Below are 13942 nucleotides of genomic sequence, written 5' to 3'. Positions count from 1 at the left end.
GAAATGTTGACTGCCGCGTTCAGGGAACGCCTTGCCGTATCGGCTTGGCCGGATATGTATCGCGCATCAATCGAACGGAGCGGGCGATGACGAAGCAGGACCTTCAGATCAAGACCAGGGATGGCGTTGCCAAAGCAGGGCTTTTCCGCTCGGCAAACGCATCTCCGGCCAAGGCCGGCGTCATTCTTTATCAGGATGCTTTCGGTCCGCGGCCGGCGCTCAGCAGCATGGCTGAGCGGCTGGCTAATGAAGGTTATGCGGTGCTGGTGCCCGACCTGTTCTACCGCAATGCGCCTTACGGGCCGTTCGACGCCAAGACCGCCTTCGTCGAGGAAAAGACCAAGGCGGCGCTGATGGCGCTGGTCACAGGCACCTCGCAGGATATGACTATCAGCGACAGCGGTGCATTCCTCGATGCACTTGCTGCCGAGGGCGTCACCGGACCGGTCGGCACCGTTGGTTACTGCATGGGTGGCGGCCGGGCACTGAATGCCGCCGCAACCTATCCCGACAGGATAGAGGCGGCCGCGAGCTTCCATGGCGGCAATCTGGCCAGCGACGCCGCCGACAGCCCGCATCGCAAGGCGGCCTCCATCAAGGCGCGTGTCTATGTCGGCACATCCGGCGTCGACAGAAGTTTCCCGCCGGAACAGTCCGCGCGACTGGCCGAGGCGCTGCGGGTTGCGGAAGTCGACCATGTCATCGAGAACTATGTCGGCATGGCGCATGGCTGGTGCGTACCCGATCATAGCGTTTTCAATGCCGCGGGTGCGGAACGCCACTGGAAGCGATTGACGACGCTGTTCGCCGAGACCCTGATCTAAGCCTTTCCGCGGCTGTCCTTGCCTGTTGGCTGCCCGTCCCGTTCGCGCTATCAGGCAGCACTAATGGCGCGGCCCCGGATTAGCGGGTCGAGCGGGAACGAATAGCCTGATGCAATCCTATGATGTCGTGATCATCGGCGCGGGTGCCGCCGGAATGATGTGCGCCGTGGAAGCGGCCAAGCGCGGCCGTTCGGTGCTGATCCTCGATCATGCGGCAATGCCCGGCGAAAAAATCCGCATCTCCGGCGGCGGCCGGTGCAATTTCACCAACATCCATGCCAGCCCGAAGAACTTTCTCTCGGACAATCCCCATTTCTGCATCTCGGCGCTTAGCCGCTATACGCAGCGCGATTTCATTGCGCTCGTCGAACGCCACCGCATCGCCTATCACGAAAAGACACTGGGGCAGTTGTTCTGCGACGGCTCGGCTCGCCAGATCATCGACATGCTGATCTCGGAAATGCAGGACAGGGGCGTGGAGCTGGCACTGTCGACCAGGGTTGAGGACGTCCGCAAGACCGAGGAGGGGTTTGTGCTCACCCTCTCCACGGGCACGGTCACTTGCCAGTCCGTTGTCGTGGCCTGCGGCGGCAAGTCGATCCCCAAGATGGGGGCGACCGGCTTCGGCTATGAGCTTGCCGAACGGTTCGGCCTTGCCGTTGTCGAAACGCGGCCGGCGCTGGTGCCACTGACCTTCGATGCAAACATGCTCGAGCGCCTGGCGCCCCTGGCCGGCAACGCCGTGGACGCGGAAGTCGCCTGCGGCAAGACGCGGTTTTCCGAAGCGATGCTGTTCACGCATCGCGGTGTCAGCGGACCGTCCATCCTGCAGATCTCTTCCTATTGGCGCGAGGGCGATGAAATCTGCATTGCCATGCTGCCGGGAGTTGATGTGGCGGAAATCATTCGTATCGCCAAGCGCGGCAATGGACGGCAAGCGGTGCAGACCGTGCTGGCAAATCATCTGCCGAAGCGGCTGGCGCAGTCGATAGCCGAGCGAACCGGGATCGACGGCAACCTCGCCGATCTTTCCGATGCCCAGATCAAAACCGTCGCCGCTGCGGTCAATGACTGGCGCATCAAGCCTGCCGGTTCAGAGGGCTACCGCACCGCCGAAGTGACACTGGGCGGCGTCGACACCAACGGATTGGAGCAGAAAACGATGCAGGCGAAATCCGTGCCGGGCCTGTTCTTCATCGGCGAAGCCGTCGATGTCACGGGTTGGCTGGGTGGCTATAATTTCCAGTGGGCGTGGTCGTCGGGCTGGGTGGCGGGGCAGGCGGCTTAGGGTCGAAAGCGCCGATCCACGACCGGCTTCATAGTCTTACTTCTGCGCCTTCGCCCGAGTAACCGCCGGCGCTTTCTTCTTCTTTTTGGCCTGGTTGTAGTCGATCGCGGCACGGACGAGGTCTTTCAGGGCACGCTCATCGAGCTTATCGCCCTCAAGGATATCGATTGCCCGCCACACCTTGCCGCCAAAACCGTTGTTGAACAGCTTGTCGGGGTCCGGCAGGCTCGCGCCGTGGGAAAAGGTGAGCTTCACCTTGTCCTTGTGGGCGTTGCCGACCACGATGTTCCCGTCGAGGCACCATACCGGGCTGCCCATCCACTTCCACTCCTCGACGATGTCCGGGTCGGCTGCAAGGATGGTCTTGCGGATGCCAGCGAGCATCTCGGCGCGCCAGTCCGTGAGGCCGGCGATCAGCTGGTCGATCTGTTCGGATGGGTTCATTGGGTGCCTTCCTATGCCTCGACGCGTTTCAACCGCCGCCCGTTACCAGCGCGCCAGCTGGGTGATCTGAACGAGGTTGCCGCAGCTGTCGTTCAGCTGGGCGATGGTCGAACCGGTCACCTCGGTCGGCGGCTTGATAAACGCGCCACCCTTCGCCTTGATGCGCTCATAGTCGCCCTTGACGTCGTCGGTGAAGAACATGACCGCGGGCTGACCCTGCTTGAAGATGGCTTCCTGATAGGCTTTGGCGGCCGGGTTGTCGTTGAGCGCGAGCTGCAGCTCCGTTCCATCAGGCTCTTCAGCTGAGGCCACGGTCAGCCAGCGATAGGGCCCGTTGCTGAAATCGGCCTTCTTGGTGAAGCCCAGCACGTCGGTGTAGAAGCGCAGCGCGTTTTCCTGGTTGTCCACATACACGCTGGTTAGCTTGATCTTCATCGCACTTTCTCCTCTGTCGTATTCTTGCCTCTGTGACCGCTACGGAATCCAGCCGGGCAGGGCAGCGGCCTGCTTGATCCAGTCCGCCATTTGCGCCTCGTCGAACGCATCGTCTTCGCGGATGTCGATCCAGCGAACGTCCTTGCTTTTCGCCGTGCCGCCGGGTGGAATCGGCTGCAACGACATGCCTCTGAAGAAGGTTACCTTCACGTAGTGGGTGAAGACATGAAACGACACGAACCAGCCTTGACCCTCGATGCCGTAGAACGGCGAGTTCCATCGCACGGCCTTGCGAACGTCAGGCACGTTGCGCACGGTGAGCGCGTCGAGACGCTCGCCGAGACCACGCTTCCGGCCCGGCATTGCAGCGATGTAGGCCTGCACCAGGGCGTCGCCGTCGCCCTTGGCGATTTGCGGGTTGCCGCCCGAAAGCAGGACCGGCGCAGCCTTGGCCGTGGTCGATTGTCCCTGCGCCTTGGCCATTCTGCCCACTCCTATCCGCCGGCACGCTGCGCGCCGCGCCCCTTGGCGGCATAGGGCAGCACGAACATGTAAAGGCCGCTGAACAGCAGCAGGAAGAGCGGCAAGAGCGGCGAGTAGACCACCCAGGCGGGAGGCTGCCCAAATGCCATGGTGGCGAAGTTGGCGATGACGGTCACCGTAAAGATGATCGACAGCCAGCGATGAATTTGCCGGATCCACTTGTTCCAGTCCAATGGCACCTCCTGTCAAAAAGAGCCGAAGCGGACCAGCAATCCGCTTGCCGGCGGTTTCAATCCAGCCGCGCCAGGACGTCCTCCAGGGCAGTAAGGAACCTTTGCCAGCCGACCGTGGCGCCGCGGAAATATGGCTGTTGATCCGGCCGGAAGCCCGTCTGCTCCATGCGCAGATGGGTTCCCGTGCTCGTAGCGGTGAGCGTCCAGGTGACGACGCTCTCGAGATCCTTGGTGTCCCAGGTGTAGGACAGTGTCTTGTTGGGCTCGACCGTCTGGACCTGGCAGTCGACGCCGCCCCAGTCCGCGCTGAGATTGAAACGGTGGTCCACGACTGGCTTGAAGTTGTTCTTCATCAGCCACTCCTCGATCAGATGCGGTTGGGTGAGGGCACGCCAGATCTTCTCCGGCGGATAGGGGATTTCACGTTCGACGATGACGGAGCGCGTTTCGGTCGCAGTGTTGATCATTGGTCCATTCTTTTGAGCAAATTCTCGAGGTCGTCGAACCGGCTTTGCCAGAACGCGTTCATCTGGTTCGTCCAGTCGGTCAGGGGAGAAAGCGCTGCGAGCTGGGCGCTATAATGGGTCTGCCGTCCCTCATGGCGGTCGCGCACCAGTCCGGCCTGCCGGAGCACGCCGAGATGCTTCGACACCGCTGGCTGCGAGACACCCGACTGAGCTGTCAAAGCGCCAACCGTCTGCTCGCCTTGCCGGCACAGGCGCTCGAAGATCGCGCGACGCGTCGGATCGGAGAGCGTTCTGAACAGGACATCGTGAGCGTTGGTCATTTGGGATTGATAACCCGGTGGCTATTGATTGACATATAACCGCCGAGATATGTATGTGTCAAGCGGGAGCGTGGGTGGTCACGATCCGGCCGTTTTCAAAAAAATCTTCCCATTGTCCCAAGGATTAGCCATTAGCCTTCGTCCAACAGGCAAATGATGGCGATGATGCTGGATGAAAGCGAAGCCTCCGACGCCGAACTGATCGGACGGGCGAAGGGCGGAGACAGGGGGGCCTTCAGCACATTGCTGGAGCGTCACTACGACTTCGTCTATCGCGCCGCCTATCGCTGGTGCGGCCGGAAGGCCGATGCCGAAGACATCGCCCAGGAAGTCTGTGTGCGATTAGGCAAGGCGATCCGCGACTATCGCGGCGGCGCCGCCTTCACGACATGGCTCTATTCCGTGACGATGAACGCCGCGCGCGACATGATGCGAAAGACCGCGCGCGAGACGGTCAAGACCGAGGCCTATGGCGTCCATGCGCTGATCTCGGGCGAGGCGTCAGTCGAACCAGAAGACCCGGCCGAAGCGCTGTGGGCGGCGGTTCGGCAATTGCCGGACAAGCAACGCGACGCCGTGCTGCTGGTCTATGGCGAGGGCCTGAGCCACGCGGCCGCCGCCGAGGCGATGGCGATCTCGGAGACGACGGTTTCCTGGCACATCCATGAAGCGAAGAAACGGCTGAAGACGCTGATGCGCTCGGCCGGGGAAGTGTGACCATGGTCGACGACAACGAACTCAACAGACTGCGCGATATCGCGGCACCGGCGCCCGCTCAGGATGCCAAGGCACGTGCTTTCGAAGCTGCTCTGCGCGCATACGATCAGGAAAATATTTCTGCCGTCACCCAAGGATCGGTCGGCGGGCTTCGTCTCACAGAGCGAGCACAAGAGCTCTGGAGCGAGATCATGCAAAAGAAACTCATTGCCACGCCGGCTCTTGCCGGGCTTGTCGCCCTGCCGATCGCCGGATACGCCACCTTCCATTTGCTGAGGGAACAGCCGCCGAAATTCGGTGGCGACGAGAAGATCACCGAGACGCTGGCCGACAAGCCGGCGACCTTGAAGCCGGCTGAGCCGAAGCAAACTCCGACCGGGTTGGAGAAGGACAAGAAGGCCGACGCGGATGTGGAAAGCCGCGACGCCGCCGATGCGCTTGTGGCGCCGGCCTCGCCGCCGAAATCCGAATCGACCATTGCTGGTGGTACGGCACAGCAGGAATCGGCGACGGGCGCTCCCCGCCAGGATGCTGCCGACGCCGGAAAGACGAACGTTGCACCTCCTGCGCCAGCTCCGACGGGCGAGTTTGCGCTGGACGGCTCCATAAGCGCGCCCAGCACCTCTCGGGCCGCCCGCATGCCGGCCGAGTCCAAGCTGATGGTGCAGCCGCCGTCTACCTTGCCGGCCGACCAGATGCAGCCGCAGGAGGAAAACCGCGACCGCGTCGAGGATTTCAAGACCAATCCGGTGCATGCAGCACTTGAGGACCCGGTCTCGACCTTCTCGATCGACGTCGACACGGCCTCCTATTCCTTCGTGCGCAGCTCGCTGAAGCAGGGCACCCTGCCGCAGGCCGATACGGTGCGCGTCGAGGAGATGATCAACTACTTCCCCTATGACTGGAAGGGCCCGGAGTCGGCCTCGACGCCGTTCAACTCGACCGTCAGCGTGATGCCGACGCCGTGGAACACGCAGACCAGGCTGATGCACGTCGCCATCAAGGGGTTTGACGTCAAGCCGACCGAGCAGCCGAAGGCCAATCTGGTGTTCCTGATCGATGTCTCGGGCTCGATGGACGAGCCCGACAAGCTGCCGCTGCTCAAATCGGCTTTCCGGCTGCTGGTCAGCAAGCTGAAGGCGGACGACACCATCTCGATCGTCACCTATGCGGGTGATGCCGGCACAGTCCTGGAGCCGACCAAGGCGTCCGAAAAGGACAAGATTCTCAGTGCCATCGACAATTTGACGCCTGGCGGCAGCACAGCCGGCGAGGCGGGCATCAAGGAAGCCTACAGGCTGGCGCAAAAATCCTTCGTCAAGGATGGCGTCAACCGGGTGATGCTTGCCACTGACGGCGACTTCAATGTCGGCCAGAGCGACGATGATGATCTGAAGCGGCTGATCGAAAAGGAGCGCAAGACCGGTGTCTTCCTGTCGGTGTTCGGCTTCGGCCGGGGCAATCTGAACGACCAGATGATGCAGACCATCGCCCAGAATGGCAACGGCACCGCCGCCTATATCGACACGCTGGCCGAAGCTGAAAAGGTGCTTGTCGAGGATGCCTCCTCGACACTGTTCACCATTGCCAAGGACGTGAAGATCCAGGTCGAGTTCAACCCGAACAAGGTCTCGGAATATCGCCTGATTGGCTACGAGACCCGCGCCTTGAACCGCGAGGATTTCAACAATGACCGCGTCGATGCCGGCGATATCGGTTCGGGCCACTCGGTCACCGCGATCTACGAGATCACGCCCAAGGGCAGCGGTGGCGAGCAGATCGATCCGCTGCGTTATGGCCAGGCGTCGGTGGACAATGGCGGCGTCGCCAATGCGGACGAATATGCCTTCGTCAAGATCCGCTACAAGCTGCCGAATGAAGACGTCTCGAAGCTGATCACCACGCCGGTGACCTCGGCCAACGAGATTTCGTCCTTCGACCAGGCCAGCACCGACCAGCGTTTCTCCGTCGCCGTTGCTGCCTTCGGCCAGAAGCTGCGCGACGAGGATGCGACCGCGAAGTTCGGTTACGACAAGATCATGGAGATTGCCACTGCCGCTCGAGGAGCCGACCCGTTTGGGTACAGGTCCGAGTTCCTCTCGCTTGTGCGCCTTGCCTCGGCGCTGGGCGGTAACCGGTAGTGGTGATGACGGCCGGTTTCTTTCAGATGGGATCGTTCTGATACGGGAAACCGACCAACGGGCGGGTGAGGCAGGCCGGCGAGGGAAACCTTGCCGGCCTTTTTTTCGGAGAATTTTCCGGGTCGTTAAATTGCACGGCATTTCCGGTACCGGATCGCAACTCCCTCTTGCTACACGGGACAGGTGTACTGGGCTTGAGGGAGCCGAAATTGCAGATCAGGACTATCGCCAACTCGATACCGCCGGCACGAGACCTTCCAGCTCAAGGGCCAGCCGCTTCGTCGGCACCGTCGGCGGAATCCAGGCGTATCAGCGACAATGTCACCGCTGCCCGCAACACCGCCATGTCGGCACTGACCAACGACCGCTTCCGCATCATGCTGGAGCAGATAACCGATCCGGTTTCATCTGGCGCGCTGATGACGATGAGCGGCGACAATGTGGTCGACTTCAAGTCGGCGCAGTCGAGCTACGCCGACAACAGCGAATAATCGAAGACTGATAAGGTCAGGCGCGGCTGCGGCGGCGCTCGCGGCGGGCTTCACTGGTCTCGGCGGTGTTTTCCGTCGCCACCTTGTTGCGCATCGGACCGATGCGCTCGACAATTGCGGCAACCGTCGGACGATCCGCCTTGGTGTGCGCATCGAGCGCCTTGCGCATGGCGGCCAGATGCTGGAACGAGGTGCCGCAGCAGCCGCCGATAATTTTGGCGCCGCCGTCGACAGCGAGGCGCACATAATCGGCCATCAGTTCGGGTGTGCCGGAATAATGGATTTCGGTGCCGCGGAATTCAGGAATGCCGCAATTGCCCTTGACGATCACCGTCGCCTCCGGCTTCGCCTCGGTCATGTCGAGCAGCGAGGCCAAGATGTCGGACGCGCCGACGCCGCAATTGGCACCAACGCCGAGCGGCGCTTGCGAAAGTCCGTCGGTGACGCCGTGGATATCCTTCGGCAGCAGGCCCATCATGGTGCGGCCGGCGGTGTCGAAGGAACCGGTGTAGGTGTAGGGCAGGCCGACGCGAATGGCAGCCTCGGCGGCGGCGCGGATCTCGTCGGGAGCCGACATCGTCTCGATCCAGGCGACTTCGGCGCCGCCTTCCTTGAGGCCCTCGATCTGCTCGGCGAAGGCATCGACCGCCTCGTCATAGGTCATGGCGCCAAGCGGCACCAGCAATTCGCCGGTCGGGCCGACCGAGCCGGCGACGATCACCTTGCGGCCCGCTCTGTCGGCGACAGCGCGTGCGAGCTCGGCGGCGCGCTTGTTCAGCGCATGCACGCGATCCTGCGCATGGTGAAGCTTCAAGCGGTGACGGGTGCCGCCGAACGAGTTGGTGAGGATGATGTCGGCGCCGGCATCGACGAAATTCTGGTGCAGGCTGGTGATGGTGTCGGGCGCCGTTTCGTTCAGCAGCTCGGGTGCCTCGCCGGCCTCCAGACCCATGGCGAACAAATTGGTGCCGGTGGCACCATCGGCCAGCAGCACGCCCTTTTCAGCCAGCAGCGCATCGATCGGGTTGGTGGTCGTCATCGGATTGGCTTTCATGTTTCGAAGTCGAATAAGGATATAAAGAAGTCTTTATGTGTAGTCAATGATTTTGCAGCGATGTCGGCACCAGGATCGGAGGCCGTTCCTCATTGTGTCGAGGTGATCTCGACATGGATTTCGGTGCAGATCCCGCCATTGGTTGGATAATAGTCAACCGAGCAGGCGGTGACCACCAGCAGGAGATTCTGCTCGGTGCGCAACGTCACATAGCCGCCCGGCGGGTTGATCGACGCGGAGACCGATGCGGCGCGGGTCTGGCATGACCTGTCCTTCAAAAAATGGAAATGCCGTGGCCGGGACTAATTTAGTTCGCGAGCTTGGCGCGAAGTGCTTCGGCATATAGGGCCACAGCACCTTTGTGGTGCCGCCGCAGGAAGGCGGATTGGTCGAGCCGCCAGAGCCGCTCGATTTCGCCGGCGAACGCCGGATTGGTGGTAGTGCCATAGCCCGCGCCTGGATAGACGACGATCTCGCCGGCGTAGAGACGATGATCGGTGACCAGGAAGTCGATGCGGATGTAGTCGAGATTGCCGGCGATGGCAGGGGCAATCGATATCGCCTGGCGGACATAGTCCAGAAGCCGCGCATTGACGGGCACGGCCTGATCCTCGCGGGGATAGTCCGGATCGCGCCCGGGCAATGGATTGGCTTCCCGATCCAAAAGCAGCGAACGCCGCGCGGCCTTATCCTCGACCCAGGCATGCGTGACCACGCCGCCGCAAACATGCACCTTGATGTCGGTTGCGATCCTTGTGCCGGACAGCGCCAGCCGCTCTTCCACGAAAACGGTGCGAACGACAGGCCAATAGGCCCATTCGCCATCGCGGCGGCCATAACGTTTTCTCAGCCAGTGCCTCACCTTGGCGATGATGTGGCCGCGATTGGGGTCGCCGCCGGCAACGAATATGTTCATCGCGCAGCCGTGGTTTGTCTTGACGATGACATCGCCGGCCAGCAGATCGAGAGGAATGTCGGCAGGGTCGCGCCCTGACCAGAGCGTCCGTGGCAAGGCAAGTTCGGGGCAGGCGCTGCTTATATGAGCCTTGGCAGCAAGCTTGTCGGTCAGTGTTACGAACAGTGGATTGCGGTCGAGGATTTTTCGCCAGAGCAACATTTCATGGTATGTTTCGGGCGCGGCCGGATTGGGCAGATAGCCGAGTTTTTTCACGAACCGCACTGTAAGCGCGGGATGGCGAACGGTCAGCAACAAGCGTGCAACCGACAGAATAATGCGTCCTGTCCAGGAAAAATTGGCCTTGGCCGTCATCAGGGATACCCGGCCGTTGTTGGCTGAGTCCGATCCGGGCAGATCGCCGGTCAGATATATCCCATTCCGTATCGCGATTTGTTGTTTTCGTAAAAGGTTTTGCAGGCGTCGCGGCGTTGGATTTGCGTGAATTGTCGATCCAGTCCGCGATCGCGGCTCGAGGATCGGAGAAGGCCAGCCTCGGAACAAGAAGCCAAGGCCGGTCTTCTCGTTGGCAGTCTGGTGTGCTTAGTAGGTCTTCTTCATCGTCTTCTTCACGTGGTGATGATGATGGTGGTGGTGATGGCGGACGTGGTGGTGATGACGATGATGATGACGATGATGCTTGGCCATCGGAGCCGCATCCGCGCTCGTTGCGCCGATCACCGGCACCGTGAAAGCCAGCGCAACTGCAAGCCCGAGGGCTGAGAGGAGGGACTTCTTCATGGATCGTTTCCTTTCTTTCGCGGCCGTCTATGAATCGGGGCGATAGCCCGACCGCCGCGGATGGGATTACGCTCCCGATTTTTTTCGTCAGTATTTCCCGATTGTAGAATTTTGTTTCTGGACTGTTTCTGAGGAATCCGGGCTGCCACCACCATCCGCGGCAAGATCGAAGGGCGGCGACTTGGCCGCCCTGTTCGACTACATCGGCGGAACGACACCATTGTTTCCGACCACGACGCGACTGCTGCTCAGCGTGCCGTTACTGGCCCGCTGAGCGGTAACGAAGACCGTAGCGCCCGGCTTGAGGTCGGTCGGCGTGGCCGGCGCGAAGGTGACGACAGGCGTGTTGTCGGGGATCGAAATCTTCTTGGTCTGGCCATTGTCATAGGTCAGCGTGACCGCTCGACCGCTTACATCGGTGACGTCGGCGACGGTGCCGTTGGTCATCCGGCTGTTTGGCTGCAGGTCCCAGGGACGGTCACCTTCGCCAGTGCCTTTCAGCGCGGCCGGGAAAACCACCACCTCCAGGGCACCGCTGCCGCCATCCGCTTTCGACACGGAGGCGATGCCGAGGAAATCGCCCTGCTTGATGTCCTTTACGGATGCGTTGGCGACGCCTGAGATCTTCCAGTCGGCATTAAGCTTGATTGCCGAAGTATCGCCCTGGCGGGTTTTCACGGTGAGCAGCGATGGCTCGAAACTGACCACGGTGCCGCGCACGCGCTGCGCGTCCGCCGCTTGAGCGCTGCCCATACCGGCGACGGAAAGGCTGGAGACCGTGCCGAGCACGATTATGATTGTCTTCAAGTTCATTGCAGAGGTCCTTCCGGGAACGAGCTGGCTGGAACCGAATGGTTTTCACGCCAGCGACTCGGAGATAACGAACGGGCGCGGCGAAACTGCCGGCAAAAGGCCGATCGGGCCTTCAAAACAACTTGATCGCGACGTGTGCACGAGAGGGCCGCGAGGCACCCGGTTCACGATCCCGTGACGGTCCGTTTGGCTCTTGGCAAATCGCTGCCGAGCGGGCATCTTCCCGATCGTCTCAGGCAACACTCCTCATTTGATCAAACTCTTTCAGTCATGGAGTTGCCAATGCCCCATAATGCAAAAAGCGAAGCCCTCTCCGAACCGGCAACCAACGGGAGCGGGCCAGATTACAGCACCCTCAGAGCGATGCGGGAGGCCCGCGGCTACAGCGTGGAAAAGCTGTCCCTGACATGCGGACTGTCGGTCGACGAGATTGAGGATATCGAGAACGGCAGGATAACGGATCCGTCGAAGCTGCGTCGTATTGTGTCCGCGCTTCGACTTTCCCAGGAGGCTCTGATCAGCCCTGTGCCGACGCCGGCGGCGCAAGGTCGATCCCTGGCATAGATCCGCGCCAAGCATTCTAGAGCTAGAGAAACCCGCCAAGGCCCCTTGGCGGGTTTCCTCGTACCTGCCGCAGCGTTCCGCTTCAGCCTGGCGCTTGCCGATTTCTATGTCGCACGTCCTTATACGCGCGGCGGCCTTGGCTGCCGGACCGCAATCCGCCGTCCTTCACGGTTTTGAACCATGGGTTTTCGACATGAGCCTGGACTCCGTTCGTGCCTTCTTCGCCGCCCACGCACCCGACATCGATGTCATCGTCACGCAGGCGAGCTCGGCCACGGTGACCCTGGCGGCTGAGGCGCATGGCGTGCTGCCGGCGCAGATCGCCAAGACGATCTGCCTGCGCGTCGGCGACCGCACCATGCTGGTGGTGACCAGCGGCATCGCCAGGCTGGACAACCGCAAGTTCAAGGACCAGTTCGGCGGCAAGCCGCGCATGCTCGACGCCGCCGAGGTTGTCGAGGCGACGAGCCATCCGGTCGGCGGTGTCTGCCCGTTCGGCCTGCCGGCGCCGCTGCCGGTCTTCTGCGACGTATCGCTGCGCGAATTCGAAGAGGTGGTGCCTGCGGCAGGCGCCACCAATGCGGCGGTGAGGATCAGCCCGCAGCGCATGGTTGAGATTACCGGCGCGGAGTGGGTGGATGTCTGCCAAGGGTAAGGTCAGGAACACCCGGAGTTCAAGCAGTAGAGGCCATGGTCTGACATTTTGCCCCGATCCGAGATCTGGCCAATCTGCCCGGGACATCTGGAGAGGCGGACTTCGGGGGAAAGTCCTGCTTTGAATTGGTCGGAGTGGCCGGATTCGAACCGACGACCCCTTGACCCCCAGTCAAGTGGGCGCGACCCGGGTGTCTGGCTCGCATCCTCGTCCACTGCTGGCGCGGTATCCTTCGCGCGAATCCTTTTCGTGTAGCTGAGTCCGGTGCCGGGAACTCCGCTAGGGACGCGGCTACCGGCTGTTCCCGACGTCAGCCCAAAGCCTTTGACTCCGGCCCCGAACACTCAAGCTTTTCCTGTCAACGTTTAGCCTGAGGCCCGGGGCGATCTTGAAGCTGCGACGAAATCGGAAGCTCATCACATTGCTCCCCTTGGACGGCTTTCGGCGGAGCGCCCGCCACATCGCGAACCATCGGCCGCCGTGCTGCCGTCCTTCGGACAGTTCCCCCCGGCTGGGGCGGCATTGGCCGGTCCCCGCAATTGTTGAACGACACCAGCAATGCGCTGCCCGTCGCCCTCGATGTGCGTGTTCTGGCTATTCGGATTGAATGGGTCGACCGTCTGGGCGAGGCTGTTGGCGCGATTGGCGTCGCCGACAGCGAGCGTCACGCCGTCGTAGTGATTGAGATAGTCCGCTGCGCAGCCGCTCAGTGCCAGAACGATGCCAAGGCAAATCGCTAGGTTCCGCTGCATGGCCCCTAGACCGGCGCCGGGTTTATGCCGGCGGCTCTCAGTTCCGCACCAAGCTTCGCTCGAGCTCCACACGCGGCCTTATCGCCGGCAACGCACTTGTTATTCGCGTCTGACCAGTCCAGCAGCGCCGTATTGATCCAGCTGCCAGGTGCGCGCTGGATCCCATAGGGTGTCGGTGGCGCGCCAGCAGCCACGGCTGCAGCAGCCGTAGCGCCTTGGCCATGCGGGGCACGCTTCCATCCGTTTAGGATGAGGCAGTTTTTCATATATTGGTCTTCGGCAGCCAAGTTGCCCAGGGCATTGCCGATCCCGGCGCCTGCAACAAAGCCCGGAGACCCGATGGCAATATAGCCTTGGTCAACCGACCCCTTTTGCATTTCGCACTGAGCATGGGCGACGTCGAAACTGGGCCCGTATCCAATCTGCATGTAATCAGCTTGATTGCTTGTTTGGCAGCCGAATAGCGCTGCGGCGGCACCAAGTGCCACAAATGCATTTATTTTCATCCCCCAGCCCTCCCAAGGCCGAATTAGCATCTCCTAAAGTTGAATTTGGTGCAAGAGTG

The 13942-nt window shown here is 61.6% G+C and carries 20 protein-coding genes; 7 read left to right on the top strand and 13 right to left on the bottom strand.

The features are described 5' to 3' along the window. Window positions 1-86 precede the first annotated feature (86 nt). Both EJ076_RS23235 and EJ076_RS23230 read left to right on the top strand, forming a co-directional pair. The gene (locus tag EJ076_RS23235; RefSeq protein WP_126069395.1) at window positions 87-824 is read left to right on the top strand and encodes a dienelactone hydrolase family protein; all 738 of its coding nucleotides are present in this window, start codon (window positions 87-89) and stop codon (window positions 822-824) included. A gap of 109 nt (window positions 825-933) precedes the next feature. Then, entirely contained in the window at window positions 934-2112 is a 1179-nt protein-coding gene (locus EJ076_RS23230; protein ID WP_126069394.1) for an NAD(P)/FAD-dependent oxidoreductase, read from the top strand. Window positions 2113-2148: 36 nt separating this feature from the next. On the opposite strand, the gene EJ076_RS23225 is transcribed toward EJ076_RS23230, so the two are convergent. Genes EJ076_RS23225 through EJ076_RS23200 form a run of 6 tightly spaced genes read right to left on the bottom strand, consistent with a single transcriptional unit; the run spans window position 2149 to window position 4494 of the window. Continuing rightward, on the bottom strand, window positions 2149-2556 hold the full coding sequence (locus EJ076_RS23225; RefSeq protein WP_109669409.1) for a DUF1801 domain-containing protein: 408 nt from the start codon (window positions 2554-2556) through the stop codon (window positions 2149-2151). A gap of 42 nt (window positions 2557-2598) precedes the next feature. After that, window positions 2599-2991 (bottom strand): VOC family protein, encoded by a 393-nt coding sequence (locus EJ076_RS23220; RefSeq protein WP_126069393.1) that lies wholly within the window; start codon window positions 2989-2991, stop codon window positions 2599-2601. A gap of 39 nt (window positions 2992-3030) precedes the next feature. Further along, window positions 3031-3474, bottom strand: a complete 444-nt coding sequence (locus EJ076_RS23215) for a DUF1801 domain-containing protein (RefSeq protein WP_126069392.1) — start codon at window positions 3472-3474, stop codon at window positions 3031-3033. Between the two features lie 11 nt (window positions 3475-3485). After that, window positions 3486-3707, bottom strand: coding sequence for a hypothetical protein (locus EJ076_RS23210; protein ID WP_126069391.1), 222 nt, complete (start codon window positions 3705-3707; stop codon window positions 3486-3488). Between the two features lie 56 nt (window positions 3708-3763). Beyond that, complete coding sequence (locus EJ076_RS23205; RefSeq protein WP_109669419.1) at window positions 3764-4174, bottom strand: SRPBCC domain-containing protein; 411 nt, start codon at window positions 4172-4174, stop codon at window positions 3764-3766. Then, window positions 4171-4494 (bottom strand): metalloregulator ArsR/SmtB family transcription factor, encoded by a 324-nt coding sequence (locus EJ076_RS23200; RefSeq protein WP_126069390.1) that lies wholly within the window; start codon window positions 4492-4494, stop codon window positions 4171-4173. Before EJ076_RS23200 ends, EJ076_RS23205 begins: the two co-directional genes overlap by 4 nt. Window positions 4495-4650: 156 nt before the next feature. On the opposite strand from EJ076_RS23200, the gene EJ076_RS23195 reads away from it, so the two are divergent. The 3 genes from EJ076_RS23195 (at window position 4651) to EJ076_RS35295 (ending at window position 7843) form a co-directional block, all read left to right on the top strand. Then, a complete protein-coding gene (locus EJ076_RS23195; RefSeq protein ID WP_126069389.1) occupies window positions 4651-5211 on the top strand; it encodes an RNA polymerase sigma factor in 561 nt (186 codons plus the stop codon). A gap of 2 nt (window positions 5212-5213) precedes the next feature. After that, the gene (locus tag EJ076_RS23190) at window positions 5214-7352 is read left to right on the top strand and encodes a von Willebrand factor type A domain-containing protein (RefSeq protein WP_126069388.1); all 2139 of its coding nucleotides are present in this window, start codon (window positions 5214-5216) and stop codon (window positions 7350-7352) included. Between the two features lie 209 nt (window positions 7353-7561). After that, a complete protein-coding gene (locus tag EJ076_RS35295; protein ID WP_164548713.1) occupies window positions 7562-7843 on the top strand; it encodes a hypothetical protein in 282 nt (93 codons plus the stop codon). A 16-nt stretch (window positions 7844-7859) separates the two neighbouring features. On the opposite strand, the gene bmt is transcribed toward EJ076_RS35295, so the two are convergent. From bmt to EJ076_RS23160, 5 genes are all read right to left on the bottom strand, one after another. Beyond that, entirely contained in the window at window positions 7860-8882 is a 1023-nt protein-coding gene (gene bmt, locus EJ076_RS23180; RefSeq protein ID WP_164548712.1) for a betaine--homocysteine S-methyltransferase, read from the bottom strand. A gap of 104 nt (window positions 8883-8986) precedes the next feature. Then, entirely contained in the window at window positions 8987-9175 is a 189-nt protein-coding gene (locus EJ076_RS23175) for a hypothetical protein (protein ID WP_206438732.1), read from the bottom strand. 29 nt (window positions 9176-9204) lie between these two features. Next, the gene (locus EJ076_RS23170) at window positions 9205-10167 is read right to left on the bottom strand and encodes an ATP-grasp fold amidoligase family protein (protein ID WP_126069387.1); all 963 of its coding nucleotides are present in this window, start codon (window positions 10165-10167) and stop codon (window positions 9205-9207) included. A gap of 228 nt (window positions 10168-10395) precedes the next feature. Then, window positions 10396-10593 (bottom strand): hypothetical protein, encoded by a 198-nt coding sequence (locus EJ076_RS23165; RefSeq protein WP_126069386.1) that lies wholly within the window; start codon window positions 10591-10593, stop codon window positions 10396-10398. 198 nt (window positions 10594-10791) lie between these two features. Next, entirely contained in the window at window positions 10792-11406 is a 615-nt protein-coding gene (locus EJ076_RS23160; protein ID WP_126069385.1) for a hypothetical protein, read from the bottom strand. A 282-nt stretch (window positions 11407-11688) separates the two neighbouring features. On the opposite strand from EJ076_RS23160, the gene EJ076_RS23155 reads away from it, so the two are divergent. Then, window positions 11689-11970, top strand: coding sequence for a helix-turn-helix transcriptional regulator (locus EJ076_RS23155; RefSeq protein WP_126069384.1), 282 nt, complete (start codon window positions 11689-11691; stop codon window positions 11968-11970). 193 nt (window positions 11971-12163) lie between these two features. Beyond that, window positions 12164-12625 (top strand): YbaK/EbsC family protein, encoded by a 462-nt coding sequence (locus tag EJ076_RS23150; protein WP_126069383.1) that lies wholly within the window; start codon window positions 12164-12166, stop codon window positions 12623-12625. 416 nt (window positions 12626-13041) lie between these two features. On the opposite strand, the gene EJ076_RS23140 is transcribed toward EJ076_RS23150, so the two are convergent. Continuing rightward, a complete protein-coding gene (locus EJ076_RS23140; protein ID WP_126069381.1) occupies window positions 13042-13377 on the bottom strand; it encodes a hypothetical protein in 336 nt (111 codons plus the stop codon). A gap of 5 nt (window positions 13378-13382) precedes the next feature. Then, window positions 13383-13883, bottom strand: a complete 501-nt coding sequence (locus tag EJ076_RS23135) for a hypothetical protein (RefSeq protein WP_126069380.1) — start codon at window positions 13881-13883, stop codon at window positions 13383-13385. Between the last annotated feature and the right edge of the window lie 59 nt (window positions 13884-13942).

Source organism: Mesorhizobium sp. M7D.F.Ca.US.005.01.1.1, assembly GCF_003952545.1.
GTDB lineage: Bacteria > Pseudomonadota > Alphaproteobacteria > Rhizobiales > Rhizobiaceae > Mesorhizobium > Mesorhizobium loti.
This window is presented reverse-complemented; position numbering and strand designations above follow the sequence as displayed.

What these genes read in the sequence shown, in the direction of transcription:
- EJ076_RS23235 (WP_126069395.1), top strand. Translation starts at nt 87, where the DNA reads ATGACGAAGCAGGACCTTCAGATCAAGACCAGGGATGGCGTTGCCAAA.
- EJ076_RS23230 (WP_126069394.1), top strand. Translation starts at nt 934, where the DNA reads ATGCAATCCTATGATGTCGTGATCATCGGCGCGGGTGCCGCCGGAATG.
- EJ076_RS23225 (WP_109669409.1), bottom strand. Translation starts at nt 2,556, where the DNA reads ATGAACCCATCCGAACAGATCGACCAGCTGATCGCCGGCCTCACGGAC.
- EJ076_RS23220 (WP_126069393.1), bottom strand. Translation starts at nt 2,991, where the DNA reads ATGAAGATCAAGCTAACCAGCGTGTATGTGGACAACCAGGAAAACGCG.
- EJ076_RS23215 (WP_126069392.1), bottom strand. Translation starts at nt 3,474, where the DNA reads ATGGCCAAGGCGCAGGGACAATCGACCACGGCCAAGGCTGCGCCGGTC.
- EJ076_RS23205 (WP_109669419.1), bottom strand. Translation starts at nt 4,174, where the DNA reads ATGATCAACACTGCGACCGAAACGCGCTCCGTCATCGTCGAACGTGAA.
- EJ076_RS23200 (WP_126069390.1), bottom strand. Translation starts at nt 4,494, where the DNA reads ATGACCAACGCTCACGATGTCCTGTTCAGAACGCTCTCCGATCCGACG.
- EJ076_RS23195 (WP_126069389.1), top strand. Translation starts at nt 4,651, where the DNA reads ATGGCGATGATGCTGGATGAAAGCGAAGCCTCCGACGCCGAACTGATC.
- EJ076_RS23190 (WP_126069388.1), top strand. Translation starts at nt 5,214, where the DNA reads ATGGTCGACGACAACGAACTCAACAGACTGCGCGATATCGCGGCACCG.
- bmt (WP_164548712.1), bottom strand. Translation starts at nt 8,882, where the DNA reads ATGACGACCACCAACCCGATCGATGCGCTGCTGGCTGAAAAGGGCGTG.
- EJ076_RS23170 (WP_126069387.1), bottom strand. Translation starts at nt 10,167, where the DNA reads ATGACGGCCAAGGCCAATTTTTCCTGGACAGGACGCATTATTCTGTCG.
- EJ076_RS23165 (WP_126069386.1), bottom strand. Translation starts at nt 10,593, where the DNA reads ATGAAGAAGTCCCTCCTCTCAGCCCTCGGGCTTGCAGTTGCGCTGGCT.
- EJ076_RS23160 (WP_126069385.1), bottom strand. Translation starts at nt 11,406, where the DNA reads ATGAACTTGAAGACAATCATAATCGTGCTCGGCACGGTCTCCAGCCTT.
- EJ076_RS23155 (WP_126069384.1), top strand. Translation starts at nt 11,689, where the DNA reads ATGCCCCATAATGCAAAAAGCGAAGCCCTCTCCGAACCGGCAACCAAC.
- EJ076_RS23150 (WP_126069383.1), top strand. Translation starts at nt 12,164, where the DNA reads ATGAGCCTGGACTCCGTTCGTGCCTTCTTCGCCGCCCACGCACCCGAC.
- EJ076_RS23140 (WP_126069381.1), bottom strand. Translation starts at nt 13,377, where the DNA reads ATGCAGCGGAACCTAGCGATTTGCCTTGGCATCGTTCTGGCACTGAGC.
- EJ076_RS23135 (WP_126069380.1), bottom strand. Translation starts at nt 13,883, where the DNA reads ATGAAAATAAATGCATTTGTGGCACTTGGTGCCGCCGCAGCGCTATTC.